Origin of the sequence: Polaromonas sp. CT11-55, assembly GCF_047303325.1 — a bacterium.
GTDB lineage: Bacteria > Pseudomonadota > Gammaproteobacteria > Burkholderiales > Burkholderiaceae_C > Polaromonas.
In genome coordinates, this window is the sequence record NZ_JBKBEX010000019.1 from 59,598 (window position 1) to 85,785 (window position 26,188).

The window sequence follows — 26,188 nt, forward strand, 5'->3', positions numbered from 1 at the left end:
TTCTGCCGCCCAGACCCTAGCCAGACCCTAGCCAGACCCTAGCCCTTGATGTGCGCCGTCCGGACAATACTTTCCGCCTTGGGCAGCAGGCGGGGGAAAAACGCTAGCTTGGGCGCCAGGAAGGTGGCGGCAAAGAGTTCGTCCTTGCGCTGGCTGAGCCAGCCCACGCCGTTGAGCTGGACGTCATCGCCCTTTCTCGTCACGGAAAACTCGAAGCGCACACCTTTCTCGCCCGCGAATACCGCGGGCTCGACCTTGGTCATGGTGACCATGGAGCCGTCCGCCGAGTACAGGATCTCAAACAGGTTGACCAGCTGGTCCAGCGGCATGCCGGCTTGATAGGTCGGCACGCGCGGGGCCTTCTGGCCGATGGGCACGCCGCCGGCCGGACGCACCAGCAAGGCCTGGCCCGGCTTGATGGCGGCCCACAGGCGCAGGTGGTCCAGCGTCAGGCCTTCCTGCGTCCACATGTCAAAAGGCTGCTGGGTGCCCGGCGCCGAAACCTTGTTCCAGGCATCGGTCACCTTGACGGCCATGCGGTTGTTGACCACCTGCTCGCCTTCGACCTTGGTGATGGACATGCAACCCGAAAGGAAAGCGAGCGCAAGAATGACCAGGATTTTTTTCATGGGGTAAGTTCCGTTATGTAGTTTTTGATGAGGCCGGCATCGGCGGCCTCGGGGGCCGCCGCAAGGTATTTTTCAAACGCCTGGACTGCGGAGGCACCGTCGGTTCGCTGCTTCTGCACCAGGCCCAGCGCCCTGTAAGCCTCGGCGGGCGGTTGATCGAGTGCCGTGACGCGGGTGAGGTCGTTCAGTGAGTGCTGCAGGTCTTCCTTGCCCGCGCGCAGCCGATAGATCTCACCGCGCGCATACAGTGCCTGGGAATCCTGGGCGTTGCGCGCCAGCAGGCGGTTGAACAGCACCAGGCTTTCCTCGAATTGGCCGCGCCGGATCTCGTCCTGGAGCCAGCCGAGGCGATAGCGCGCGACGGCCTGCTGGTACGGCTCTTCGCCGACGCTGCCCGGCGCATCGCCGGCCAGCTTGAGCAGGTCGTCCCGGCGCGTCTCGACGGGCGGATGGGTCGCCATCATGGGGCTGCGCTTGCCGACGTCCTCACCGCCGGTGATTTTGAGTTCGCCCAGGAGGTTGTCCCAGACCTGGGCGGCCTGCCGGCCGTCGTAACCGGCACGCTTCATCAACCGCATACCGAGGCGGTCGGCGCGTGTTTCATGTTCCCGCGAAAACGCAAAAGCCCCCGCGAGCGCCCCCAGCTGGCCGATCGCTCCCACCAGGCCGAACATCCCTATGAACTGGGCAAAGGCGGCCCGGCTTCGCAGGTCGCGCAAACGCTCAAGGGTGTGCCGCTCGAGGTAGTGGCCGATCTCGTGCCCCAGGACGGCCGCCAGCTGGGCTTCGTTCTCCACGCGCAGCAGCAGCCCGGTCCATATCTGCATCATTCCGTTGGGCGCCATGGTGGCATTGAACAGCGGCGTGCGCACCACATGCACGCGGATGTCCGGGCAGTGGTCCCCCGCCAGCCGGCACACCAGGTCTTGCAGGTACTTGCCCAGTTCGGCATCGCGGACCACAAACGGGCTGCGCCGCAGCCGCGTCTCTTCGCGGTCCATCATCCCCCACAGGCCGCCTTCATCGGTCTCCAGGGCGGGGCGCACGAAACGCTCCGCCGGCAGAGACAAGCCGGCGGCATCAACCGCCGCGCCACTCTGCGCCAGGGCCGGCAACCCCGGCAGCAAGGCGCCCATGCCTAGGCAATGCTTGCAGGCCGAGCGTAAAAATGCCCGGCGCCCGCCCAAAGCCACTCCCATCATTGGGAAACCGGAAAGCCTTTGAGAAGCGCCTCAACCGTTTCCTTCGCGGGCTCCGCTTCCCTCAGATCGCCCGATGCCCGGCGCAAATCATTGAACCAGACGATGCGCCCGTCATTCAGGTCGACCAGCGAGGCGTAGCCGATCTGGGCGCCGCCCGCGATGCCGACGCCCAGCATCGCCATCGCGATCATCGCGGCCTTGCGTTCGTTGCTAGCATAGCTGTCGCGAATCCAGATGAACAGCGCGTAATCGGCGCCGGTCTTGTCCTTCAGCGGCTTGACGGCCTCACCCAGGGACCAGTTCAGCGCACCGTTCTTGGTAGGCAGCTTCAGGACGCCCCCCATCATGTGATGAAGAAAAACCGACTGGGCCACCGCGCCATGCAGCGAATTGATGTCGGCCAGCTCGTCCATGTCTTTTTCTTCGAGTCCCAGCACGTCGGCACCCAGTTTCAGCTTATGCGAGGCAAGCCCGGACTTGACGTTTTTCTGGGCCGCCTGCGTCCAGTCGGCCCTGGGCTCGGGGACACCGCCCGCGCCGATGGAGAACAGTTCCAGGTCGGCCGGCACGACCACCAGCTTCGACGCAGCAGGCCGTTGCGAGAAGCCGGGAGCCAGGTTTTTGGACTGCTGCGCCTGCGCAGGCAGATACACGAGCGCGAGCGCGCACAGCAAAATGCCCGCGCCAGCGCGAGCCAATGGATATGTCATGGATTTCCCCCCGTTCCTTGTGCCCGCATTGTAGTTTGTAACTAAATTGTTTCAATTGTGCCGGCACCTAGGAAAACCCTTGATGCGCCATCAGCAACAATAAGAACCCGGAAACTAAGAAGGCTTACGAATCCACGCCGCCAAAAAGCAAGCCTCTCCCCCTCACCGAAACACCGGCAAAAAGCAAAAAGGATCATGAACATGCGGGTCAAAGACAAGTCCATCATCGTCACCGGCTCCGGAGGCGGTATCGGTGAAGGCATCGCGCGGCGGCTGGCGGCCGAAGGCGCCAAGGTCATCGTCAACGACATCAATGTGGCCCTGGGCGAAAAAGTCGTGGCCGCCATCACCAAGGCCGGCGGCACGGCCTCTTTCTTCGCGGCCGACGTGACGAAGTCCGCCGAGGTCAAGGCCCTGGTCGACGCCGCCGTGCAGCGCTACGGCCGGCTCGACGTGATGGTCAACAACGCCGGCTGGACGCACCGCAACCAGCCTGCACTGGACGTCAGCGAAGCCGATTTCGACAAGTGCTACGCCATCAACGTCAAAAGCATTTACCTGGCCACCCTCCACGCAACGCCGGTGTTCCGCAGCCTGGGCGGCGGCAGCTTCATCAACATCGCCTCCACAGCCGGCGTGCGCCCGCGCCCGGGCCTGACCTGGTACAACGGCTCCAAGGGCGCCGTCATCACCACTTCCAAGTCGCTGGCGGCCGAGCTGGGCCCCGACAACATCCGGGTCAACTGCGTCAACCCGGTGTTCAACCCCGACACCGGGCTTTCGGCCGACTTCGCCGGCGGCCCGCTGGACGAGGAGCGCAAGGCCCGCTTTCGCGCCAGCATCCCGCTGGGGCGCTTTTCGACCGCGCTGGATGTCGCCAACGCCGTCCTTTACCTGGCCAGTGACGAAGCCGACTTCATCAGCGGTATCTGCCTGGAGGTCGACGGCGCACGCTGCGTCTAGCCCCGGCGGTACCCCGGGATGACGTGCATCCCTTGGGGATAAGGCCTCTTTTTAACGCCTTGGAAGGGCCAATGGAGTAAATTCCCTCTTTGGGCCCCTCACGATGACGACCGAAAAAATCATTCCACTGGCAGATATCCGCTACGCAAGCCGCGTGCCGCATATCCCTGACCGGGTCACGGCGCCCACCGGCCTGCTGAGCGACACGCGCGGCCGGCCGCTGCGGGATTTGCGCATCAGCGTGACCGACCGCTGCAATTTCCGTTGCAGCTACTGCATGCCACGCGAGGTGTTCGACAAGGATTACGCCTTCCTGCCGCAAAGCTCGCTGCTGAGTTTTGAGGAAATCACCCGCCTGGCCAAAATCTTCGTGGCGCATGGGGTCGAGAAAATCCGGCTGACCGGCGGCGAGCCGCTGCTGCGCAAGCACCTGGAAGTGCTGATCGAAATGCTGGCCAAGCTGCAGACGCCCCAAGGCAAGCCGCTGGACATCACGCTGACCACCAACGCCTCGCTGCTGGCCAAAAAAGCCCAGTCGCTCAAGGACGCCGGCCTGCAGCGCGTCACCGTGAGCCTGGACGCGCTGGACGATGCCACCTTCCGCCGCATGAATGACGTGGACTTCCCTGTCGCCGACGTGCTCAAGGGCATAGAGGCCGCGCAAAAGGTGGGCCTGGCGCCGCTCAAGGTCAACATGGTGGTCAAGCGCGGTACCAATGACGCGGAAATCCTGCCCATGGCCCGGCATTTCCGCCACACCGGCGCGGTGCTGCGCTTTATCGAATACATGGACGTGGGCGCCACCAACGGCTGGCGCATGGACGAGGTGCTGCCCTCGGCCCAGGTGGTGGAGCGCCTGAACGCTGAATTCCCGCTTACCGCCATCAACCCCAACTACAGCGGCGAAACCGCCGAGCGCTGGCGCTACGCCGACGGCGCCGGCGAGATCGGCGTGATCAGCAGCGTGACCCAGGCTTTTTGCAGTGACTGCAACCGGGCGCGCCTGTCCACCGAAGGCAAGCTCTTTCTCTGCCTGTTCGCCAGCCAGGGCCAGGATTTGCGCGCCCTGCTGCGCGGCGGTTATGCCGACGAGCAGATCGCGGCGGCCGTGGCCCATATCTGGCAGGGGCGCGACGACCGCTACTCGGAGCTGCGTGCCGCGCTGCCGGCCGACACCAGCATGCCCGACAGCAGCGCCAAGCGTGTGGAAATGAGCTACATCGGTGGCTAGCATGACAAGCAACAGCCACAACACCTCGCTGCACGCCGAAGCCATCACCGGCCTGATCCTGGCCGGCGGGCGCGGTTCGCGCATGGGCGGCGTCGACAAGGGGTTGCAGAACTTCAACGGCGTGCCGCTGGCCCTGCACACGCTGATGCGGCTCTCGCCCCAGGTCGGCGAGGTCATGATCAATGCCAACCGCAACCTGGCGGCCTACGAAGCCTTCGGCGTGCCGGTCTGGCCCGACAGCACCGGCCTGGGCGAATTCGCCGGGCCGCTGGCGGGCTTTCTCACGGGCCTGGAGCGCTGCGAGACGCCTTACCTGTTGACCGTACCTTGCGACACGCCGCTGTTCCCCGAGGACCTGGTGGCGCGCATGGCCGAGGCCTATGTGCGCGAAGGCGCCGACTTCGCCGTGGCCGCCGCGCCCGAGGAAGACGGCCAGCTCAGGCCGCAGCCGGTGTTTTGTCTGATGGGCACCCACATGCTGGAAAGCCTGGTGCGCTTCACCCACGGTGGCGGCCGCAAGATAGACGCCTGGACGGCGCAGCACAAAACCGTGTCCGTGCCTTTCGACCGGCCCGGCGACGACGCGCACGGCTTTTTCAACGCCAACACCCTGGCCGAGCTGCACCAGCTCGAATCGCGCCTGCCGTGAAGACGCTGGACCAGATCGCGGCCGAACTGCAGGGTTACGACCCGCAAGCCCTGTCGGCCGGCCAGGTGCTGGATTTCCTCTCGCGCCTGGTGACACCGGTCCAGGACGCCATCAAGCTGCCGCTGTTCGAGGCACTGGGCCGCGTGCTGGCCGAGGACGTGGTCTCGCCCTTTGACGTGCCGCCCCATGACAACTCGGCCATGGACGGCTTTGCCTTTGACGGCAGCCAGCTGGCCGCCGGCACTGCGCTGGAACTGCGGGTCGCGGATGGCACGGCGCTGGCCGGCAAGGCCTGGCAAGGCAGCGTGCAAGCCGGCCAGTGCGTGAAGATCATGACCGGCGCCATCATGCCCGCCGGCCTGGACACCGTGGTGCCACAGGAGTTCGTCAAGCAACATCCAGACGGCAGCATCAGCATCCCGCCCGGCCTGCTGCGCGCCGGCGACAACCGCCGCCTGCGCGGCGAGGACCTGGCGCAAGGGCTCCCGGCGCTGCGCAAGGGCGAAATCCTTACGCCGGCCCGGCTGGGCCTGGCGGCCTCCCTGGGCCTGCCCACCCTGCCCGTCTGGCGGCCGCTGCGTGTGGCTTACTTTTCCACCGGCGATGAAATCCTCTCGCTCGGCGAAGCGCCGCGCGAAGGCGCGGTCTACGACAGCAACCGCTACACCGTCTTCGGCATGCTGAGCCGCCTGGGCTGCGAAGTCATCGACATGGGCGTGGTGCGCGACGAACCGGCCCTGCTGGAGGCGGCCTTCACTGAGGCCGCCGCACGGGCCGATGCCATCATCACCTCGGGCGGCGTCAGCGTGGGTGAGGCCGACTTCACCAAGGCCATGATGAAAAAACTCGGCGACGTGGCCTTCTGGCGCATCGCCATGCGGCCGGGCCGGCCCATGGCGGTGGGGCGCATACCGCCCGCGAGCGGCCAGGGAGGCAATCCCAATGGAGCGATCCTCTTCGGGCTGCCCGGCAACCCGGTCGCGGTGATGGTGACCTTTCTGGCCTTTGTGCGCCCCGCCCTGCTGCAGATGATGGGCGCCGGCGCCGCGCAGCCGCCGCTGCTCAAGGCCCGCAGCCTGGAGCCCATGCGCAAAAAAGCCGGCCGCACCGAATACCAGCGCGGCTGGGTCTCCACCGCGGCCGACGGCTCGCTGCAGGTCAAGACCACAGGCAGCCAGGGCTCGGGCGTGCTGCGCTCCATGGCCGAGGCCAACGGCTTGATCGTGCTGCACCATGCGCAAGGCAATGTGGCCGTGGGTGATGAAGTCGATGTGCTGATGTTTGACGGCGCCCTGTAATCCATCAGATGGGCGGCGCCGGCGGGGCCTAGTCATTGCGCAGCACTGGTAGCGGGGGCAAGTCTTCGTAGCCGAAAAAATAGGGCACAACCCGAAAACCCATCAGCAAGCCGCCGTTTTCCGGCGTGGCGTTCAGGCGCTCATAGTCCTGCACGCTCAGGGGCCGTATTTTTTCGGCGTCGCGGTGCCGGCTGAAAACATCATGACGCCACTGATAGACCTCACTGAGTTTTTCCTGGTAGGAGTAGTGATGGTCGTTGTCGTTGTAATAGTCGTCAAACCGGTTGCCTCCCAGGTAGATGGCGTTGGAACCCTCATACCCCGTTTTCTGGCTGGTGCGCACGTCGGTGTTCAGGAAATACACCCAATCGCCCGGAACAAAGTTGCCGGGGGCAACGCCGCCCACCATGCGCAAGATCTTGCCTGGCCGCTCAAGCTCCAGGGGATCAAAATCTACTTCAAAGCTCCACATGCGGCCGGGCTCCAGGTCAACCAGGGGCTCCCCATCGGCCAGTAAGCGCTGCTCCACGCCGCGTGCCTTGCCGGCAACCCTGTTGACGCGGCGAAAGTAATCCAGCGCGCCTTGCGCAAACACCACCTTGGTCGCGGCGTAGCAGCCTATGTCGTATTTCCCCTGCTCAAAAAACATGTCATTCAGGGCTTTGTGCAAGGGGGTACGGAGCGTGGGCGTTCCATTGACCCAGTAGCGGGCATTCCATTTGGCAGGGCCGCCCTCGGGCCAGCCCCATTCGAGCACCTCGGCCCAGGCCACGGTGTTCTGGCGAATGCCGACATGGTCAGCCAGGGCCTGCACATCGCAGGCCTTTCCCCTGAATTCCGTCAAGCGGCCCGGGTGCAGCAAGGCCAGCAGGATCTCTTTTTGGGAAACCGTCCTGAGCTTGCGCGTCTTGTTGTTTTTCACCGGCATCAGCAGCACCTCGTCCTTGATCGCCAGCTCAGTGCGTTGAGCCAGGAACAGGGTGCTCACGGTCGTGCCTGAACCCAGCAGGGAATAGGTCATGGCACCCCGGGGCTTATCGACGGTCTCCTTCACCAGGCGGGCCGGAATGCCGAGCCGCTGGAGGTAACGAAACATCTTGGGGCTGAGCTGCGCCAGCTGGGACGGTGAGCAGAGGAACTGCACACCATAGGTTCCGGCTTCCGGCGCCTCCTGGGCTTGCGCGGAAGCCATATGGGCTGCTGCAAGCAGGAAAGCAATCAGGAAAGAGGCAGTTGTACGGATTCGGCCCGTGGGGGTTGCGATCAAAACGGCGGTCTCACCACCATGCCAGCAACCCACCCTGGAATACGCGGCGCCTTCCGGTCATTTCGCCACGTACTCCGGATGTTCATGGTGAGCATCCGGCTCTTCTTTTGCGACCGCCTTGTTCGCCCCCGGGATGGCCTTGCGCGCAAACAGGGTGTACATGGTGGGCACCACAAACACGGTGAGCAAGGTACCCAGGGACATGCCGCCGACGATAACCCAGCCGATCTGGATGCGGCTTTCGGCACCCGCGCCCTTGGCCAGGGCCAGCGGCAAGGCACCCAGCACCATGGCGCCGGTGGTCATCATGATCGGGCGCAGGCGCTGGGCCGAAGCCTTGACCAGCGCGTCTATCATCTCCAGCCCCTGGCCGCGCAACTGATTGGTGAACTCGACGATCAGGATGCCGTGCTTGGTGATCAGGCCCACCAGCGTGATCAGGCCGATCTGCGAATACACATTGAGCGAGCCGCCCGACCATTTGAGCGCAAGCAGGGCCCCGATCATGGACAAGGGCACCGAGAGCATGATGACCAGGGGGTCGATAAAGCTCTCGAACTGCGCCGACAGCACCAGGAAAATAAACAGCAGCGCGAGCACAAAAACAATGGCCAGCGCGCCCTGGGAGCTCCTGAACTCGCGCGAGGTGCCGTTGAGGTCGGTGCTGTAGCCGGTCTTCAGCACCTTGTTGGCGGTCTGGTCCATGAATTTGAGCGCCTCACCCAGCGAATAGTCGCTGGCCAGGCTGGCCGTGATGGAGACCGAGCGGCGCTGGCCGAAGTGGTTGAGCTCGCGCGGCGAGACGCTTTCACGCACTTTCACCAGCGCCGACAGCGGAATCATCGCGTCATTGCGGCCGCGCACATAAATGCGGTCTATGTTCTCGGGCGTGATGCGGCCGCTGGCCTCCGTCTGCACGATCACGTCGTACTGCTCGGCATCGCGCTTATAGCGCGTCACATTGCGCCCGCCCAGCAGGGTCTCGATGGCTTTGGCGACGACCTGCACGCTGACGCCCAGGTCGGCCGCCTTGTCGCGCTCGACCTCGATGCGCAGCTCGGGTTTATTGAGCCGCAGGTCCACGTCGGGCGAAACGATGCCGGGGTTTTTGGCGATCTCGTCCAGCATCTGGCGCACCACGGCGTTCAGGTTCTGGTAGCTGTCGGAGGTCTGGATCACAAAATTGAGCGGCCGCTCGCGAAAGCCCTGGCCCAGCGAGGGCGGCGTGATGGGAAAGGCGGTGACGCCCGGCAGCGCGTTGAACTTGGGCTGCAGCTCGCGCGCCATGTCCAGGGTGGAGCGCTCGCGCTTGTCCCAGTCGACCGTGCGGTAGACCACGCTGGCCTGGGCCACCGTGGGATTGCCGACGTTGGCGAAAATCCGGTCGAACTCGGGGAAGGGCTCGCCCATCTTCTCGAGCGCCTTCGCATAACGGTCGGTGTAGTCCAGCGTCGCGCCGTCCGGCGCATTGACGTTGGCCAGGATCACCCCGCGGTCTTCGATCGGCGAGAGCTCCTGCTTCATGCCCGGGAACACCAGCGCGATGGCCAGGGCGCTGAGCAGCATCACGCCGATGACGATCCAGCGCGCCTGCAGCGCCATGCCCTTGAGCCGCTGGGCCAGCGAGGGCCGGCTACCCTCTTCCACCTCTGGCACATAACGCGTGGTGACCACCCAGCGCAGCACCGCGCCGTAACGGTCCGAGATGGCGGTCAAGGCCCGCTCCATGTAGCGGTCAAAACGGTTGGGCTTGGGGTTGTGCTTGAGCAGCTGGGTACACATCATGGGCGTGAGCGTGAGCGCGACAAAGCCCGACACCACCACCGCGCCGGCCAGCGCCAGCGCGAACTCCACAAAAAGCCGGCCGGTGCGGCCCGGCGTGAAGGCCAGCGGCGCGTACACGGCCACCAGCGTGGCCGTCATGGTGACCACGGCAAAACCGATCTCTCGCGCGCCCTTGATGCCGGCCGAGAACGGGTCCATGCCCTCCTCGATGTGGCGGAAGATGTTTTCCAGCATCACGATGGCGTCGTCCACCACCAGGCCGATGGCCAGCACCAGCGCCAGCAGGGTTAGCGTGTTGATGGTGAAGCCCGCCAGGGCCATCATGGCGAAGGTGCCTATCAGGCTCACCGGAATGGTGACGATCGGGATGATGGAGGCGCGCAGCGTGCGCAGGAAGACAAAAATCACCAGGGCCACCAGCACGATGGCCTCGGCGATGGTGTGGTACACGTTGTTGACCGAGCGGTCGATGAACACCGAGTTGTCGTTGGCGACGTCGATCAGCATGTCGGCCGGCAGGTCGGCCTTGAGCTTGGGGAAGACTTCCCGCACGCCCTTGGACAGGTCCAGCGGGTTGGCCGTCGCCTGGCGGATGACGCCGACCGCCACGGCCGAGCGGCCGTTGAGCCTGACCGCCGTACGCTCGTCCGCCGCGCCCTCCTCCACGCGCGCGACGTCGCGCACCTTGACCGAAAAGCCGTTAACGTTCTTGATGACGATCTCGCGGAACTGCGCGGGCCTGACCAGGTCGGTCTGCGAGGTCACACTGAATTCGCGCTGCTGCGACTCGATGCGGCCGGCCGGCAGCTCGAGGTTGCTGCGGCTGATGGCGTCTTCCACGTCCTGCGTGGTCAGCTTGTAGGAGGCAAGCTTGTCGGTGTCCAGCCAGATGCGCATGGCGTACTTGCGCTCGCCGAAGATGCGCACGTCGGCCACGCCGGTCACGGTCTGCAGGCGCGGCTTGACGATGCGGTTGACCAGGTCGTTGATTTGCAGCGGCGTCAGCGAGTCGCTGGAAAACGCCACCTGGATGACCGGGAAGGCGTCGGCCTCCACCTTGGCGATCACCGGCTCTTCAATCGCCTGCGGCAGGCGGTTGCGCACGCGCGAGGTGCGGTCGCGCACCTCGGCGGCGGCCGAGTCGGCGTCTTTTTCAAGGCGAAAGCGCACGCTGATCTGCGCCTGGTCGGCCCGGCTGATGGAAGTGATCACGTCCACCGCGTCGATGCCGGCGATGGAGTCTTCCAGCGGCTTGGTGACCTGCGATTCGATCACCTCGGCCGAAGCGCCCGCGTAGCGCACGCTGACGGTCACCACGGGCTCGTCGATCTTGGGGTACTCGCGCACGGACAGGCGGTTGAAGCTGACCGCCCCTATCAGCACGATCAGCAGGGACAGCACGGTGGCAAAGACCGGGCGGCGTATGGAGACTTCAGCGAGTTGCATGGGAATCTATGAAACCGGGACGGCCGCTCAGGTGGGGTCGCGCGCCGGCGGGCCTGCCGGGCTGCGCTCGGCCGGCGTCACGCTGCGCACCGGCACCAGGCCCCGCGGAGCCTCGGACACCACCACACCGCAGGGGTTGGGACCGGACAGCGGTGCCTGCGCCGCGGGCTCCGCCGCGGCGGCTTTCACCGGGACGGCAGGTACATTGGCGTTGGCGGGCGTGGCAGCTGCGGCCGAAGCGCCCGCGGCCGGAGCGGCGGCTTTTGCATTGCTCGCGCGGGCCAGGTCCACCACAGTCACCAGCGTGCCGTCGCGCTGCACACGCTGCTGGCCGGCCGCGACCACGGTGTCGCCGGCCTCCAGGCCTTCAAGGATCTCGACCTTGCCCGGGCTGCGCAGGCCGACCTTGACCTCCACGCGTTTGGTCGTGCGGGTCTGCTCGTTCGGGCCTTCCAGCAGCTTGATGACGAACTGCCGGCCGCCCTGCGGAACAATGGCTTCCTCGGGTATCACGCGGGCGTTCTCGCGCACGCCGAAGACGGTGTTGACGCGGGCGAACATGCCGGGGCGCAGCTGCAGCTGGCGGTTGTCTATGCAGCCGCGCACGCCTATGGAGCGGCCGTTGGCGTCGATCAGGGGATCTATGGCCTGGATCTGCGCGTTGTACTTGCGGCCAGGCAAGGCGTCGATGTCGAGCACGGCCGTCTGCCCGCGCTTGACCTTGTTCTGGAAGCGCTCGGGCAGGCGGAAGTCGACAAAAATCGCCTCGATGTCCTCGATGTTGACGATGTCCGCGCCGTCCTTGAGGTAGTCGCCCACGTTGACCTGGCGTATGCCGGCGATGCCGTCAAAGGGCGCGACGATTTTCAGACGCGCCGCCGTGGCCTTGGCCAGCGACAGCTTGGCTTCGGCCACCTGCAGGTTGGCCGCGCTTTCATCGAGGGAGCGCTGGCTGATGAAGTTTTGCGCCACCAGTTCCTGGTTGCGCTTCTGGTTGGCCCGGGCGATCGAGAGTTCGGCCTGGCTTTGCTGCACCTGCGCCAACGGCAGCTGGTCGTCAAACTGCACCAGCACCTGGCCTTTGCGCACCCGCTGGCCATCGGTGAAATTGAGCTGGGTGATGCGTCCGCTGACCTCGGGCCGCAACACTACGCCACGGCGTGAACGCAGGCTGCCCACGGCTTGCGTGTCGTCCGACAGCCGGGCCAGTTCCACCTTTGCGGCTTCCACTGTGACCGGTTTCCCCGCATTGGCGCCATTGCCGCTGCCGTTGCCGGAGGCTGAAGGTGTGGCGCCCGCGGCATCCGGCGCCTTCGGTTTCTGGAGCCACCAGGCAGCGCCCGATGCGACCGCAATGCCCGCGACGGCGACAGCTGTGTAGATTGCTTTGGATGCCATGGGGAACGAACTTGTAATACAAAGAGATACAAACTTCCAATGTAGCAGGACACCATGGCGCGCGCAGCTTTTTCTCGCCCTTGCCAGGGGCAAGCGCAGTAGCTTTACAACGGCTTTACCAAAGGCCGGCGGCCACCGTGGGGCGGATGCTACGTACGCTTATGGGTGCATTTATGGTACATGCCGGCGCATGGGCGTTTGCGCTGGCCATCCCTGCTTGGGTCGCGTTTTTTCGCGCATGTTCCCGCCGCAGCCCGCGGCCCACCCAGGCGCCTGTTACAAGCGGCCCAGCGCGCGTTCCACGCCCTTGTTGGCCAGCGCGTCGGCGCGCTCGTTGCCGGGATCGCCGGCATGGCCCTTGACCCAGCGCCAGTCGATCTTGTGGCCGCTGCCGCTGACCAGCGCGTCCAGGCGCTGCCACAGGTCCACGTTCTTGACGGGGGCCTTGGCCGCCGTGCGCCAGCCCCTGGCCTTCCAGCCGTGGATCCATTCGGTAATGCCCTTGCGCACGTACTCGCTGTCGAGGTACAGCGTCACGCTGCAGGGCCGCTTGAGCGCCGCCAGCGCCTCGATGACGGCGGTCATTTCCATGCGGTTGTTGGTGGTGCCCAGCTCGCCGCCGAACAGTTCTTTCTGGGTGCCGCCCTGGGACAGCAGCACGCCCCAGCCGCCGGGCCCGGGATTACCCTTACATGCACCGTCGGTGTAGATCACGACGGGCTGCGGTGCGGCGGTTGGGCTGGAGGATAGATCGGTCATGCGTTGGTGTTGCTTGTGAAGAGCGCCGGGGCCCGTACGACACCCGGCTGTTGAAAATGAAAAGCGAAGAAAGGGAAAGGGGCCGGTTCAGGCCGGTGGCCGCATTCGCGTGGCCGGCTCCTTGTTCGCGACTACCGCCGGCGCCGCAGCCGGCGCCTTGCGCGTCTTCCAGGCCGGCTCGAGCAAACGCACGCCCCGCACCCGCTTGACCGCCGCGAGAAAATACACGGCGCCGAAAATCGGCCACCAGCGCTCACCCGCCGCATCCATCCACTCGAAGCGGTCCAGCCATGCCTGGCTGGTCAGCGCCGGGCGGTAGCAGCCGAAGCGCCCCGACTCTACCTCAAAGTCCAGCAGCCGCAGCCAGTCGCGCAGCCGCCAGTAGCCGATGAACTCTCCCGTCTTGGGCAGGAACAGGCTGTCGTAACCCCATCGCTGGTACAGGTGGCCGCGCCGTTGGCGCAGGCCCCAGAGACTGGTGGGGTTGAGCCCGCTGATCACCACGCGGCCCTCCGGCACCAGCACACGGCTGACCTCGCGCAGTGTGGCGTGCGGATCGCGGCTGAGCTCCAGCGTGTGCGGCAGCACCACCAGGTCCAGGCTGGCCTCCGGAAACGGCAGCGCATCAGAGTCCGTCAGCAAGGCCGCGCGCCGGGAACTTGCGGCCGGGGCGGCAGTCGCCTCCGTAGCCGCTTCGGCCGGAGAAGAGGAAGGCGCCGACCCGAGCGCCAGCCATTTGTGCGGCATGCGATTGGCCTGCAGCGCATCGAGTTCCGGCAGGCCCAACTGCAAGGCGTGGTAGCCGAAGACGTCGCTGACGGCCTGGTCGAAATGCGCGCGCTCCCAGTCCAGCAGGTAAGCGCCAGGCGGCGTCTTCAACCAGTCCGTCAAACCTATAATTTCAGAGTTCATCAGACCACCGCATGTTCATCGAAACCACCGCATGTATTTGATTCCCATCCCTGCCTTCGAAGACAACTACCTCTGGTTGTTGCATGACGGCAAGCGCGCCCTGGTCGTGGACCCGGGAGATGCCGGGCCGGTGCAGCGCGCCCTGGATGAGCACGCATTGCAACTGGAGTCGATTCTAGTCACGCACCACCATGCGGACCACACGGGCGGTGTGGACACCCTTCGCGAAGCAACCGGCGCCCAGGTCTGGGGCCCAGGCGCCGAGCGCATTCCCCAGCCTTATACGCACCTGAAAGGCGGCGACACCGCGCGCGCCCTCGGGCTTGAATTCCAGGTGATGGACGTACCAGGCCACACGGCCGGCCACATCGCCTACTATGCACCCGAGGTGAACGGCAAGCCCCTGCTGTTCTGCGGCGATACGCTGTTTTCGGGCGGCTGCGGGCGTTTGTTTGAAGGCACGCCCGCGCAGATGCTGGCCTCGCTGGGCAAGCTCGCCGCCCTGCCCGGCAACACCGTGGTCTGCTGCACCCATGAATACACGCTGTCCAACCTGCGTTTTGCCATGGCCGTGGAGCCCGGCAATGCGGAACTGGCGGCCTACCAGGCCAAATGCATGCACCTGCGCGAGCAGGGACAACCGACCTTGCCGAGCTCGATCGCGCAGGAACTGCTGGTTAACCCCTTTTTGCGAACCCGGCAAGCCACTATCATGCAGGCTGCCCGGCACTTCGATGCGTCGGCCCATGACGACACCACCGTATTTGCCGCCATCCGGCAGTGGAAAAACCAATTCAAATGACGCCACACCCCCGCACCACTGCAGTTGCCCGCCTTTCGAGCTTTTCCGGCCCTTCGAATCCTTTCTCCTCCCCACTTTTTCGCCTTGCTTCGCTGGCCCTGCTGCTGGCGGCGGTGCTGCTCGCCGGTTGCGCCACGCAGGCGCCCGGCCTGCCCAGTGACCCGGTGCTGACCACCGGGGGCGCGCCGGCCACCAAGCCGCTGCTGCCCAGCGGCCCGCTGCAGGCCATCACGCCCGGCCAGGCCGGCTCGCACCAGATCGCTTCCACCGAGCCGCCCAAGGAGCTCTGGGACCGCATACGCCGCGGCTTTGCGATGCCCGATCTGCAAAACGAGCTCGTGACCGACCGCGAGCAGTGGTATGCCAGCCGGCCCGACTACATCCAGCGCATGACTGAGCGCTCCAGCAAATACCTGTTCCACATCGTTGAGGAACTCGAGCGCCGCCAGATGCCCACCGAACTGGCCCTGCTGCCCTTCATTGAAAGCGCCTTCAACCCGCAGGCCGTCTCCAGCGCCAAGGCCGCCGGCATGTGGCAGTTCATGCCGGCCACCGGCAAGTATTTCGACCTGAAGCAAAACGCCTTCCGCGACGACCGCCGCGACGTGCTGGCCTCCACCCGCGCCGCGCTGGACTACCTGCAAAAACTCTACGGCATGTTCGGCGACTGGCACCTGGCGCTGGCCGCCTACAACTGGGGCGAAGGCAGCGTGGCGCGCGCCATCGCCAAAAACCAGAGGGCCGGCCTGGGCACCAGCTACGCCGACCTCAACATGCCGGCTGAAACCCGGCTCTACGTGCCCAAGCTGCAGGCCGTCAAGAACATCGTCGCCAACCCGCAGGCCTTTCGCACCGAGCTGCCGCTGATCGAAAACCATCCCTACTTCCAGCAGGTGCTGATCACGCGCGACATCGACGTGGCCCTTGCCGCGCGCCTGGCCGACGTCAAGATCGAGGACTTCAAGGCGCTCAACCCCTCGGCGCACCGCCCGGTCATCATCGCCGCCGGCACGCCGCAAATCCTGCTGCCCTGGGACAACGCCACGGTGTTCCAGCGCAACTTCGAGGCCTACAGCCAGGGCCAGTACGCGAGCTGGACGGCCTGGACCGCGCCCAGCACCATGAGCCCGGGCGAAGCGGCGCGCCGCACCGGCATGAGCGAGACCGACCTGCGCGGCGTCAACAACATACCGCCGCGCATGCTGATCAAGGCCGGCTCCACCCTGCTGGTGCCGCGCTCGGCCAAAGTCGAAACGGATGTCGCACCGCATATCGCGGACACGGCCCAGGTATCCTTCGCGCCCGAAGTCGTCACGCGGCGCACCACCGTGAAAGCCCGCAAGGGCGAATCGGTGGCGACCATCGCCAAGCGCTACGGCCTGAGCGCCGCCAACGTGGCCGAGTGGAACCACGTCAGCGCTTCCAGCGCCTTCAAGGTCGGCCACCCGGTGGTGGTCTTCCTGCCGGTCAAAAGCCATGCCGCCTCGGCCAGCCACGGCCGCGGCAAGGCCGGCGTCAAGGCCGTCAAGCGCGGCACGGCCAAGCCTGTCGTGAAAACCAAAAAGCGCTGAGGCGCTTCAGCGCCCGCCGGCTAAAGCTTGAGCGTGCCCACGCCGAACAGGCCGATCAGGCCGATGACGATCAGGTAGATCGCCACGATGTAATTGAGCAGGCGCGGGATGATCAGGATCAGGATGCCGGCGATCAGGGACATCAGCGGCCCTATGCTGAGCGAAAGGTTCATGGCGTTTTCCTTGGAGTTTTGGATGCCGGCTTGCCCGCCGCCCCTGGCGCGGCGGCCAGGGCGTGGAACGGTGCAAGCCCAGCTTGACTCTAAGGAGGGGCGCCGCCGGTCGCTGTAGGACGGCAGGAAGTTTGCGGTACAGGGGAAAACGCCAGGGTTTTCCGTCAGAGCTTTTCCGTCAGAGCTTTTCCGTTTCGCCGCTGCGCGGCTGCCACTTCATGAGGCGTTTTTCAAGCCGGCCCACAATGCCGTCCAGCACCAGCGCAAAGGCCGTCAACACCACGATGCCGGCGAACACCGTGTTGACGTCAAAGGTGCCCTCGGCCTGCAAGATCAGATAGCCCACGCCACGCGCCGAGCCCAGGTACTCCCCCACCACCGCCCCCACAAAAGCCAGGCCCACCGAGGTGTGCAGGCTGGAGAACACCCAGCTGGTGGCGCTGGGCAGGTACACGGTGCGCAGCAGCTGGCGCTGGTTGGCACCCAGCATGCGGGCATTGGCCAGCACCACCGGGCTGACTTCCTTCACGCCCTGGTAGACATTAAAGAACACGATAAAAAACACCAGCGTGACGGCCAGCGCCACCTTGCTCCAGATGCCCAGGCCCAGCCACAGCGAAAAGATGGGCGCGAGGATCACGCGCGGCATCGAATTGGCAGCCTTGATGTAGGGGTCCAGAATGGCGCTGGCCGTGGGCGCTAGCGCCAGCCACAGGCCGCAGGCCAGGCCCAGCACCGTGCCTATGCCGAAGGCCAGCACCGTCTCCAGCAAGGTGGTGCCCAGGTGCAGATAAATGTCGGCATTGCCCGGCAGGCCGTCAGGGAACAGCGCACTGGGGCCGAAGCCGAAAGGCATGAACCAGCTCCAGACCCGGCCCGCCACCTTGATCGGTTCGCCCAGGAAAAACGCAACCTGCTGGTCGCGCGAGGCGGCGTGCCAGACCAGCAGAATGAGGACCAGCAGGCCGACCTGCCAGGCAAGCAGGTTTTTTTCAGAAGGCTTGAAATGCCGCCACATACTCATGCGGCCTTCTTCAATTGCTGTGCATAACCCTTGAGCACCTCGTCGCGCAGCACATTCCAGATCTGCGTGTGCAGCTCGACAAAACGCGGGTGGTGGCGCACCTCGGCCACGTCGCGTGGGCGCGGCAGGTCGATGGCGAACTCGCCTATGGGATGTGTGCCCGGGCCGGCTGACAGCACCACTACGCGGTCGCTCATGGCAATCGCCTCGTCGAGGTCATGGGTGATAAAAAGCACGGCCTTCTTTTTGGCGGCCCAGAGTTCCAGCACTTCGTTTTCCATGAGCTGGCGGGTCTGGATGTCCAGCGCGCTAAAGGGTTCGTCCATCAGGATGATGTCCGGGTCCAGCGCCAGCACCTGGGCCAGTGCGGTTCGCTTGCGCATGCCGCCCGAAAGCTGGTGCGGGTAGCGGTCGCCGAACTCGGCCAGGCCCACACGCTCCAGCCAGCCCTGGGCCTGGCGGCGTGCCTCCGCATCCGGAACCCCGCGGTACTGCAGGCCCATCATCACATTGGCCAGCGCGCTGCGCCAAGGCATCAAGGCCTCGGTCTGGAACATATAACCGGCGCGGGTGTTGATGCCGGCCAGTGGCGCGCCAAAAACTTTGACCTCGCCCGACGAGGCCTGCAGCAGGCCGGCGCCTATATTGAGCAGCGTGGACTTGCCGCAGCCCGTGGGCCCCACGACCGAGACAAACTCGCCCGCTTGAATGCGCAAGGTAGTGTTGCTGACGGCGGTGTAGCGCTGGGCCGCATCGTCGCGTGAGCGGAAGGTGCAGCTGATGTCGATCAGCTCCAGGGCGCAGGCGATATCGAATTCAGGCATGGCGGGAGCTTACAGCAAGCTGCCTGCGCGGAGATAGGCCCCCACGCTTTTCACTTCGCCTTCGGCTTCGTGTAATGCGCTGCCCCCCAAGGGGGCGCTGCGCCTGCGGTCTGGCAAAGCCAGTCCCGCGGCCCCTGCTGGCAAAAGACGGGCCCCAAGCTTTTCGCTTCGTGTATTTTCGACATCAGCACGGGCGGGCTCGACCACCAGCAGGGGCGGTGCTAGGCCTTGAAGCGATCCTTCGCGCGGCGCGCAAACTCGTTGGTATAGGTCTTGGCGATGTCTATCTTGTCGGCCCTGATGCTGGGGTCAAAGCTGGCCAGCGCCTTGAGCGCGGTGCGCGCGCCGTCGTCGGGAATGATGCCGTCCAGCGAAATCGACTCGCGCACCTTGTTGAAGGACGCCAGGTAGAGCGCACGGTCGCCCAGCAGATAACTTTCGGGCACGGTCTTGATGATGTCGCCCGGGCCGGCGGTCTGCAGCCACTTGAGGCCGTGCACGATGGCATTGGCCATGGCCTGGCAGGTGTTGGGATGCTTTTGCACAAACTCCAGCGGCGCGTAGAGGCAGCCCGCGGGCATGGAGCCGCCGAACACCTCCGTCGTGCCTTTGAGGGTGCGCGTGTCGCTGATGATCTTGACCTCGCCTTTTTGCTCCAGCATGGTCATCACCGGGTCGGTGTTGCTCATGGCGTCGATCTGGCCCGAGCGCAGCGCGGTCAGCGCGCCGGCCGCCGTGCCCACGCCGATGAAGCTCACGTCGCTGGGCTTGAGGCCGGCGCGCGAAAGCACCAGGTTGGCCATCATGTTGGTCGACGAGCCCGGCGCCGACACGCCAATCTTCTTTCCCTTGAGGTCGGCCACGCTCTTGTAGTTGGGCATGTTCTTGGTCGAGATGCCGAAGGCGATCTGCGGCGCCCTGCCCTGCAGCACAAAGGCCTGGAACATCTGGTTCTTGGCCTGCAGGTTGATGGTGTGCTCAAACGCACCCGAGCACACGTCGGCCGAGCCGCCCACCACGGCCTGCAGCGCGCGCGCGCCGCCCGCGAAATCACTGATCTCGATGTCCAGGCCCTCGGCCTTGAAGTAGCCCAGCTGTTCGGAAATCGTGAGCGGCAGGTAATAAAACGCGGCCTTGCCGCCGACGGCAATCGCGATCTTGCTTTTTTCGAGTTTGGGCTGGGCACGCAGCGACGGTAATGCCAGCGTCGCCACGGCCAGCGCAGTGCCGCCGGCAAAGCGGCGACGGGAAATCAGGGGGTGGCGGTTCATGCAAAGCCTCGTTTCTTGTGGATGACACAAGCTTATCGAGACGTAAAAAAGCCCGCATCGGGGACATCCCGTGCGGGTTTTCACCAAAAATCGGGCGTTGCGGTTACCAAAGGTTACCGCACGTAGCGCAGATGCTTCAGCGGTAAGCCGAAAGCAGGATCAGGATGTTGACAAAGAGCGCGACGGCCCATACCGCCGAGCGCGCCTTGGCCAGGTCGGCCACATACATCATGATGTAGGCAATGCGCAGAAAGACGAACAGCAGCGCCATGATGTCCAGCCGCGTCTGCGCGGCCTGCAGCATGTGGGCGATGATGACGGCCGCGAAGAAGAACGGCAGCGCCTCAAAGGTGTTCTGCTGCGCAGCGTTGGCGCGAGCGCGCCAGTCAGTCTGCCTGGCCAGCCAGGCGCGCGGGTTGTGGTTGTCAAAGCCGCCGTCGCGCCGGGGCGTCCTCATCATGCCGTACTTGGCGAGCGCCGCGCAGGCGATAGGCAACAGCGCCGCGATCAGCACACACCAGTAGGCAATGGTGAAACGTGCGTATGTCATGTGGGTTTTCCTTCCGTATGTTGTTGTGTCGTCGCGGGCGCCCCTCAGCGCCTGTCCACCAGCGCATGGGCAATCGTGCCCAGGTCCACGTATTCAAGTTCGCTGCCCACCGGCACGCCGCGCGCCAGGCGCGTCACCTGCACGCCGCGGCTTTTGAGCGCCTGGGCGATCACATGCGCCGTGGCCTCGCCCTCGGCCGTGAAGTTGGTCGCCAGGATCACCTCCTGCACCTCGCGTGAGGCCGGCGGCAGCGCTTCGCCGCGCTCGTCCTTGGGCACGACGCGGTCGAACAGCTTTTGCAGGCCTATGTCATTCGGGCCTATGCCGTCCAGCGGGCTCAGCTTGCCCATCAGCACAAAGTACAGGCCCTTGTAGGCCAGCGTGCGCTCCAGCGCCGCCTGGTCGGCCGGGGTTTCGACCACGCAGAGCTTGCTGCGGTCGCGCTGCGGATTCGCGCAGGTGCTGCAAAGCTCCTGCTCGGTCAGCGTGTTGCACAGGCTGCAGTGCCGCACACTGCCCACCGCATGCTCAAGCGCGCGCGCGATCTGCAAGGCGCCGGGCTTGTCGTGCTGCAGCAGGTGAAAAGCCATGCGCGCGGCCGACTTGGCGCCCACGCCCGGCAGCTTGCGCAGCGCCTGGGTCAGGCCTTCAAGGGCATTGGAGTCAGCCATTCAGGGCAGCAGCCCTTAAAAGGGTAATTTCATGCCTGGGGGAAGGCCCGCGGTCAGCTTGCCCATTTTTTCCTGGCTGACTTCCTCGGCCTTGCGCACGGCGGCGTTGAAAGCCGCGGCCACCAGGTCTTCCAGCATGTCCTTGTCGTCGGCCAGCAGGCTGGGGTCGATCTCGATGCGCTTGACGTCGTGCTTGCAGGTCATGGTGACCTTCACCAGGCCGGCGCCGGCCTCGGCCGTCACTTCCACAAAAGCCAGTTCGTCCTGTGCTTTCTTGATGTTGTCCTGCATGGCTTGCGCCTGCTTCATGAGGCCTGCGAGTTGTCCTTTGTTAAACATGGAGTCTTCCTTTTGAATCGTGAAATCGGGGAATGTGGGGTGTTGGAATGCGTGCTGACAAACCGTCTTTGAAACTGTCTTTGATCATATCGACTTGGCCGCCAGCGGCCGTATGCTGCCGGGGACAATTTTCGCCCCCCAGTCGCGCATCATGTCCTGCACCAGCGGGTCGTTCTGGATCATTTCTTCGGCCGCGCGCTGGCGCTCGGCGGCCGCGGCGCCATTGCGGCGCGCCGGGGTGTCGGTGACCGGGCCGACCTCCACCACGAGCTTGAGGCCAGCGTCGCCCACATGGGTTTGCAGCGCGGCCTGCAGCTTTTCACGCGCGGCCGCCTGGTTCAGCGATTCACGTTCCACGCGCAGCGTCCACAGGCTGCCGTCCTGGCTGCGCAGCTCCGACTGCAGGCCCAGCTCGCGCGTCAGCGCCGCCACAGCCTCGGCCGCGACCAGCTGGTTGACCGTCTGGCCCCAGGCTTCGCCCAGTGGCACGGGCACCAGCGGCGGGGGTGTGGTGGAAGGCGCGCTGGCCGGTGGGCGTGGTTGTGGCGCTGGCGTAGCCTGCACCGGCGCAGGCTCGGGCATGGCCGGGGTGCTGGCGCTGAAATGGGGTGCGGGTTGCGCGCGCTCGGCTTGCGCGGCCGGTGCCGGGGCCGCCACAGGCGGCCTTCTTTCGACAGCCGGCGCGGCTGGTGCTGAGGCCGCCACAGGCGACGGGGCCGGCGCGGACGCAACGGCCCGCGTCAGCTCAGGCTGAGGCTTTTTTCCGGGCTCGGCGGCACCCCCCGCATGGCTGGGGGCGGCCGAAGCCGAGGGTTTGAAGGCCAGCAGGCGCAGCAGCACCATGGTCAGGCCCGCGTATTCGTCAGGCGCCAAGCCCAATTCGCCGCGGCCGTGCAGGCACAGGCTGTACAGCAGCTGGGTTTCGTCGGCCGGCAGCGCGCGCGCCAGCCGCGCCGTCTCGGCGATGTCCGGGTCGGCATCGTCGCCGCCCTCGCCCATCTCCGGCACGGCCTGCAGCACCGCCATGCGCTGCAGCACCGTCGTCATTTCTTCGAGCGTGGAGGCCGCGCTCAAGCCGTTAAGCCGCAGCGCCTCCGAGGTTTCCACCACCGTCTTGCCGTCGCCGCGCGCCAGCGCGTCCAGCAGGCGGTAAACATAGCTGCGGTCCACACTGCCCAGCATGGTGCGCACGCTGGCTTCCTCGAGCGAGCCCGAGCCGAAGGCAATCGCCTGGTCGGTCAGCGAGAGCGCGTCGCGCATGGAGCCGCGCGCCGCGCGCGCCAGCAGGCGCAGCGCCTGCGGCTCGGCCGGCACGTTTTCCACGCCCAGCACCTGGGTCAAATGTTCGAGCACCGTCTCGGGCGCCATGGGCCGCAGGTTGAACTGCAGGCAGCGCGACAGCACCGTAGCCGGCACCTTCTGCGGGTCGGTCGTGGCCAGCACAAACTTCAGGTATTCGGGCGGCTCCTCCAGCGTCTTGAGCATGGCGTTAAAGGCCGTGTTCGTGAGCATGTGGACTTCGTCGATCATGAAGACCTTGAAGCGGCCCACGACAGGTTTGTAAACCGCCTGCTCGAGCAGCTGCGCGATTTCATCTACACCGCGGTTGGACGCGGCATCCAGCTCGGTGTAGTCGACAAAACGGCCGCTGTCGATGTCGGTGCAGGCCTGGCACACACCGCAGGGCGTGGCCGTGATGCCACCCTGCCCATCCGGGCCCAGGCAGTTCAGCGACTTGGCCAGGATGCGCGAAATCGTCGTCTTGCCCACGCCCCGCGTGCCGGTAAACAGGTAAGCATGGTGCAAACGCTGCGTCGCCAGCGCATTGCCCAAAGCCTGCACCACATGCGACTGCCCCACCATTTCAGAGAAATTTTTGGGGCGGTATTTGCGGGCGAGAACGAGATAGGACATATCCAGGCATTCTAAATTGCCCACGGCAGTGTTTCGGGGGGCATTTGCCGGACTATGTTCCCCAGGACACAAGGGTCATTCCCAAGTCCCGTACAATTGTGGGTGACGGGCCTTCCCGCATGGTAAAGCGGCCAACCGGGTCAGGTGGGGAACCAAGCAGCCCTAACTGTGGAGCCAGTGCCGGGGTCAAGGCTCGTCACCTTATTCATCTCAGATCCGCTGTTCTTGCGGGTTTCTTGCCTAGAGCGGCTTCTCGCCGTGGTTTTGTGTCACTTGAGTGCGCCACTTCATTAATTGGAGCTGGAATCCGTACTCCCCCTTCCTCGGTGGACTCCGGATTGTGAATCTACCTCAAAGTGCTCCACTATTTTCGGGATTTTGTTGCCCCGCTTACCAGCCAGGCGACCTGGCCTCTCGGCATAGGGATCGAGCTTATTTGAGCTGCCCCGCCTTTGGGTCCGTCCTCAAGTACTTGGGCTCACTTTCTTCAGGTTGCAGGCTCCTCTTCGCCGTGTTGGGAGCCAGGCCTGCACGCGTTGAGAATCTTCCGGATAGACATCTGATCTAGCAATGCCCAACGTCTGATGACATTCAATGCCGACAGATCTATCACTCTTCAGCTCCCCCTGTTTTTAAAACAAGCAGGATAGGCCTGCATGGGTCGAATTTGGATGGAAATTACCGCGCTGATGGTGTCTGTTGAAGATTTAAGCTGGATCAACGATTACACCCCTTTCATTGCGAGCTACCCAACCATCCGGCTCCTTAGTTATCGTGAGTCCCGCTCCGGGCGGAATATCCCAGTTTCCAAGCTCCCCCTTCCATTCGATATTTCCATTGAGAAATTTAGAAGAAAAATCTCTACGCTCGAAGTCGATTTGTGTACCTCTAATATCTTTAACAAAAATCTCTTCAACATAATCCAGTCGCAGACACGAGTCGACTATTGCCGAACGAATTGCGAGATTGTCGGAGCGTCCGGGGTGGCTAACCGAAGGGTATGTCATCCCTCCCACTTCCACATCACTACTTTCGTCGATAGTGCCTTGCATCATCCGCTCAGCAATCGCTGCAGTTATTTTGTACTGGCTGGAATAGGTAGCGTGAATCGGTTGCAGGAACTTGGTTTCGAAGAAAGTCGAGACCATGTCACTCAGGTAATTACCTTCGCCATCCTCAACTTCTGGGGCCATCTGAATGACATAAAAATCCTCGCAGACTGACCATTTGGAAATGTAAAAGCATTCACCGGGTTGAACATTTAGCTCAAAAAAAACGGCCCCTGGATCAGGGCTGCAATAGAAAACTGGCATGCCTGGCGGATTGCATCGTTGAAAGTTAACCACTAGGTGCTCAGGCGGATAGCCAAGTTGGCTTTTGAGGGTTGGCTTCTCTTTATATCTCACGCCGCGATACAAACGAACGTCTTTCCTTGGCATAAAGGCCCGCAGTTGGAGGCCTACAAATAGCTTAGATACCTGCTCTTTTATATAGCCGAAATCTGCCCGCTCCAAGTCCATACGATTTAGCTGTCGTATCAACTCTCTAGCTTTGCTTGCTTGAAGCAGTTTCAACTGAACTCCTTGAGGTATGCGGTTTTAATTCAGTGTCTTACTTCAAGCTACTTGATACCTCGGTCATCTATTAAGCCTTACTCAATTGCTTTTGGTATTGCATTTTCTCTTCAGCGTTTATTACAGCACTGTAGAGTGACATGAGATCCTTTGCCAACACCTCCGGCTCAGACTTCATTCTGACCGTTGAAATGGTTCCAATACCATAGCCTGAGTATTTGATATCCATGAACTGAATCAAGTCGTTCGGTGCGTCCTCGCCAAAATATCGAATGACCTCAGCCACGTTTGAGAACATCTTTTCTTCAAACATAGGCTCACCAGCATCCTCCAAAGTCGCCACGTACATGCCGCTTTCAAATTTCTCGATATGGAGCGTTGGGACCATTGGTTTTTTCTCAGAGTTATCTACCAACAAATGGGATATCGGAAACTAAAACCTCAGCGGCTATTCCTACCTGATTCAGGAGTAACTCGACGGAGTTTCTTCGCTTGAGCTTGTCATGATGCGGGCCCACGATTATTCTTTTAATGGGAAGTTTAGGCAATGCCACACCATTCAGAGGCTCAAACAACGATAGATAAGGCACAAGAACGCCCTGACGCGAGAATGACCTCAAAGGTTTTTTACTCAACGATTTCCCAACTTTCTTTCTGCGCTTTAGTTGGGTGGCGGGCATCATCTACTTGGACTAGATGACGGGAAGACTGGGGTTTTCCTGAGGGCTTATCCCGCTACAGCCGCTGCTCCACATGCCGCATCAGCCCCTCGCAAGCATCCTCCACCAGGTCCAGCACATGCTCAAAGCCGTCCTTGCCGCCGTAGTAGGGATCGGGCACGACCGGGCTGTCATGCCTTAAACAAAACTCGGTGAGCCTGCGCACCTTGCCCAGGTGTTCCGGTGGGCATTCTTCCTGGATCAAAGCCAGGTTGTCCCAGTCCATGGCCAGGATCAGGTCGTGGCGCTCGAAATCCGCCTCCGCAATCTGCCGGGCCCTGAGGCCTGAAAGGTCATAACCCCGCCGGGCCGCATGCGCCTGGGAGCGCTCGTCGGGCGGGTTGCCGGGGTGGTAGTTGTGGGTGCCGGCCGAATCGACCTGCACTTGCTTGCCGAGGCCCCGCTCCAGGACTTTGCGCTGGAACACGCCATGGGCCGTGGGGCTGCGGCAGATATTGCCCATGCAGACAAAGAGGACGGAATAGGGTTTCATGTGAGGGATGTGGG

25 protein-coding genes and 1 other RNA gene are annotated in these 26,188 nt (G+C 63.9%); 7 read left to right on the forward strand and 19 right to left on the reverse strand.

The window, feature by feature from the left end; genetic code table 11:
* Positions 1 to 38: 38 nt before the first annotated feature.
* The 3 genes from ACEN8I_RS16920 to ACEN8I_RS16930 form a co-directional block, all read right to left on the reverse strand.
* On the reverse strand, positions 39 to 629 hold the full coding sequence (locus tag ACEN8I_RS16920; RefSeq protein WP_413329683.1) for a hypothetical protein: 591 nt from the start codon (positions 627 to 629) through the stop codon (positions 39 to 41).
* On the reverse strand, positions 626 to 1,765 hold the full coding sequence (locus ACEN8I_RS16925; protein WP_413329684.1) for a M48 family metalloprotease: 1,140 nt from the start codon (positions 1,763 to 1,765) through the stop codon (positions 626 to 628). The genes ACEN8I_RS16920 and ACEN8I_RS16925 overlap by 4 nt, the downstream gene beginning before the upstream one ends.
* Before the next feature lie 62 nt (positions 1,766 to 1,827).
* The gene (locus ACEN8I_RS16930; protein ID WP_413329685.1) at positions 1,828 to 2,541 is read right to left on the reverse strand and encodes a hypothetical protein; all 714 of its coding nucleotides are present in this window, start codon (positions 2,539 to 2,541) and stop codon (positions 1,828 to 1,830) included.
* Positions 2,542 to 2,742: 201 nt separating this feature from the next.
* Between ACEN8I_RS16930 and ACEN8I_RS16935 the strand changes: the two genes are divergently transcribed.
* From ACEN8I_RS16935 to glp, 4 genes are all read left to right on the forward strand, one after another.
* Positions 2,743 to 3,504, forward strand: a complete 762-nt coding sequence (locus ACEN8I_RS16935; RefSeq protein WP_413329686.1) for an SDR family oxidoreductase — start codon at positions 2,743 to 2,745, stop codon at positions 3,502 to 3,504.
* 103 nt (positions 3,505 to 3,607) lie between these two features.
* Positions 3,608 to 4,735: a GTP 3',8-cyclase MoaA gene (gene moaA / locus ACEN8I_RS16940; protein ID WP_413329687.1), complete on the forward strand. Its 1,128-nt coding sequence runs from the start codon at positions 3,608 to 3,610 to the stop codon at positions 4,733 to 4,735.
* Between the two features lies 1 nt (position 4,736).
* Complete coding sequence (mobA, locus tag ACEN8I_RS16945; RefSeq protein WP_413329688.1) at positions 4,737 to 5,384, forward strand: molybdenum cofactor guanylyltransferase MobA; 648 nt, start codon at positions 4,737 to 4,739, stop codon at positions 5,382 to 5,384.
* Positions 5,381 to 6,682 (forward strand): gephyrin-like molybdotransferase Glp, encoded by a 1,302-nt coding sequence (gene glp / locus ACEN8I_RS16950; protein WP_413329689.1) that lies wholly within the window; start codon positions 5,381 to 5,383, stop codon positions 6,680 to 6,682. The genes mobA and glp overlap by 4 nt, the downstream gene beginning before the upstream one ends.
* A gap of 28 nt (positions 6,683 to 6,710) precedes the next feature.
* Here the strand turns inward: glp and ACEN8I_RS16955 are convergent, their stop codons facing one another.
* The 5 genes from ACEN8I_RS16955 to ACEN8I_RS16975 all read right to left on the reverse strand — a co-directional run bounded on the left by ACEN8I_RS16955 (position 6,711) and on the right by ACEN8I_RS16975 (position 14,249).
* Entirely contained in the window at positions 6,711 to 7,874 is a 1,164-nt protein-coding gene (locus ACEN8I_RS16955; RefSeq protein ID WP_413329690.1) for a hypothetical protein, read from the reverse strand.
* A 132-nt stretch (positions 7,875 to 8,006) separates the two neighbouring features.
* Positions 8,007 to 11,180: an efflux RND transporter permease subunit gene (locus ACEN8I_RS16960; RefSeq protein WP_413329691.1), complete on the reverse strand. Its 3,174-nt coding sequence runs from the start codon at positions 11,178 to 11,180 to the stop codon at positions 8,007 to 8,009.
* Between the two features lie 27 nt (positions 11,181 to 11,207).
* On the reverse strand, positions 11,208 to 12,578 hold the full coding sequence (locus ACEN8I_RS16965) for an efflux RND transporter periplasmic adaptor subunit (RefSeq protein ID WP_413329692.1): 1,371 nt from the start codon (positions 12,576 to 12,578) through the stop codon (positions 11,208 to 11,210).
* 276 nt (positions 12,579 to 12,854) lie between these two features.
* Positions 12,855 to 13,337: a ribonuclease HI gene (gene rnhA, locus ACEN8I_RS16970; RefSeq protein WP_413329694.1), complete on the reverse strand. Its 483-nt coding sequence runs from the start codon at positions 13,335 to 13,337 to the stop codon at positions 12,855 to 12,857.
* Between the two features lie 87 nt (positions 13,338 to 13,424).
* Positions 13,425 to 14,249, reverse strand: a complete 825-nt coding sequence (locus ACEN8I_RS16975; protein ID WP_413329695.1) for a class I SAM-dependent methyltransferase — start codon at positions 14,247 to 14,249, stop codon at positions 13,425 to 13,427.
* A 31-nt stretch (positions 14,250 to 14,280) separates the two neighbouring features.
* Here ACEN8I_RS16975 and gloB point away from each other — a divergent pair, with 31 nt between their 5' ends.
* On the forward strand, positions 14,281 to 15,051 hold the full coding sequence (gene gloB, locus ACEN8I_RS16980; RefSeq protein ID WP_413329696.1) for a hydroxyacylglutathione hydrolase: 771 nt from the start codon (positions 14,281 to 14,283) through the stop codon (positions 15,049 to 15,051).
* On the forward strand, positions 15,048 to 16,622 hold the full coding sequence (locus ACEN8I_RS16985) for a transglycosylase SLT domain-containing protein (protein ID WP_413329697.1): 1,575 nt from the start codon (positions 15,048 to 15,050) through the stop codon (positions 16,620 to 16,622). The genes gloB and ACEN8I_RS16985 overlap by 4 nt, the downstream gene beginning before the upstream one ends.
* A 20-nt stretch (positions 16,623 to 16,642) precedes the next feature.
* Here ACEN8I_RS16985 and ACEN8I_RS16990 read toward each other — a convergent pair whose 3' ends face one another.
* From ACEN8I_RS16990 to dnaX, 8 genes are all read right to left on the reverse strand, one after another.
* A complete protein-coding gene (locus ACEN8I_RS16990) occupies positions 16,643 to 16,795 on the reverse strand; it encodes a DUF3096 domain-containing protein (protein WP_413329698.1) in 153 nt (50 codons plus the stop codon).
* Between the two features lie 178 nt (positions 16,796 to 16,973).
* Positions 16,974 to 17,813: an ABC transporter permease gene (locus ACEN8I_RS16995; RefSeq protein WP_413329720.1), complete on the reverse strand. Its 840-nt coding sequence runs from the start codon at positions 17,811 to 17,813 to the stop codon at positions 16,974 to 16,976.
* Positions 17,814 to 17,815: 2 nt separating this feature from the next.
* A complete protein-coding gene (locus ACEN8I_RS17000) occupies positions 17,816 to 18,643 on the reverse strand; it encodes an ABC transporter ATP-binding protein (RefSeq protein WP_413329699.1) in 828 nt (275 codons plus the stop codon).
* 221 nt (positions 18,644 to 18,864) lie between these two features.
* Entirely contained in the window at positions 18,865 to 19,914 is a 1,050-nt protein-coding gene (locus ACEN8I_RS17005; RefSeq protein ID WP_413329700.1) for an ABC transporter substrate-binding protein, read from the reverse strand.
* 136 nt (positions 19,915 to 20,050) lie between these two features.
* Entirely contained in the window at positions 20,051 to 20,464 is a 414-nt protein-coding gene (locus ACEN8I_RS17010; protein ID WP_413329701.1) for an MAPEG family protein, read from the reverse strand.
* 44 nt (positions 20,465 to 20,508) lie between these two features.
* Positions 20,509 to 21,135 carry a recombination mediator RecR gene (gene recR / locus ACEN8I_RS17015; RefSeq protein WP_413329702.1) on the reverse strand — a complete coding sequence of 209 codons (627 nt, stop codon included), beginning with the start codon at positions 21,133 to 21,135 and terminating at the stop codon, positions 20,509 to 20,511.
* Between the two features lie 15 nt (positions 21,136 to 21,150).
* A complete protein-coding gene (locus ACEN8I_RS17020) occupies positions 21,151 to 21,474 on the reverse strand; it encodes a YbaB/EbfC family nucleoid-associated protein (protein WP_007871458.1) in 324 nt (107 codons plus the stop codon).
* 84 nt (positions 21,475 to 21,558) lie between these two features.
* The gene (gene dnaX / locus ACEN8I_RS17025) at positions 21,559 to 23,388 is read right to left on the reverse strand and encodes a DNA polymerase III subunit gamma/tau (RefSeq protein ID WP_413329703.1); all 1,830 of its coding nucleotides are present in this window, start codon (positions 23,386 to 23,388) and stop codon (positions 21,559 to 21,561) included.
* Between the two features lie 104 nt (positions 23,389 to 23,492).
* Between dnaX and ffs the strand changes: the two genes are divergently transcribed.
* An RNA gene (gene ffs / locus ACEN8I_RS17030) (signal recognition particle sRNA small type) lies at positions 23,493 to 23,589 on the forward strand.
* Positions 23,590 to 24,095: 506 nt separating this feature from the next.
* On the opposite strand, the gene ACEN8I_RS17035 is transcribed toward ffs, so the two are convergent.
* The 3 genes from ACEN8I_RS17035 to ACEN8I_RS17045 form a co-directional block, all read right to left on the reverse strand.
* Positions 24,096 to 24,962, reverse strand: coding sequence for an RES domain-containing protein (locus tag ACEN8I_RS17035; protein WP_413329704.1), 867 nt, complete (start codon positions 24,960 to 24,962; stop codon positions 24,096 to 24,098).
* Between the two features lie 70 nt (positions 24,963 to 25,032).
* Positions 25,033 to 25,350: a hypothetical protein gene (locus ACEN8I_RS17040; RefSeq protein ID WP_413329705.1), complete on the reverse strand. Its 318-nt coding sequence runs from the start codon at positions 25,348 to 25,350 to the stop codon at positions 25,033 to 25,035.
* A gap of 347 nt (positions 25,351 to 25,697) precedes the next feature.
* Positions 25,698 to 26,174 (reverse strand): low molecular weight protein-tyrosine-phosphatase, encoded by a 477-nt coding sequence (locus tag ACEN8I_RS17045; protein WP_413329706.1) that lies wholly within the window; start codon positions 26,172 to 26,174, stop codon positions 25,698 to 25,700.
* Between the last annotated feature and the right edge of the window lie 14 nt (positions 26,175 to 26,188).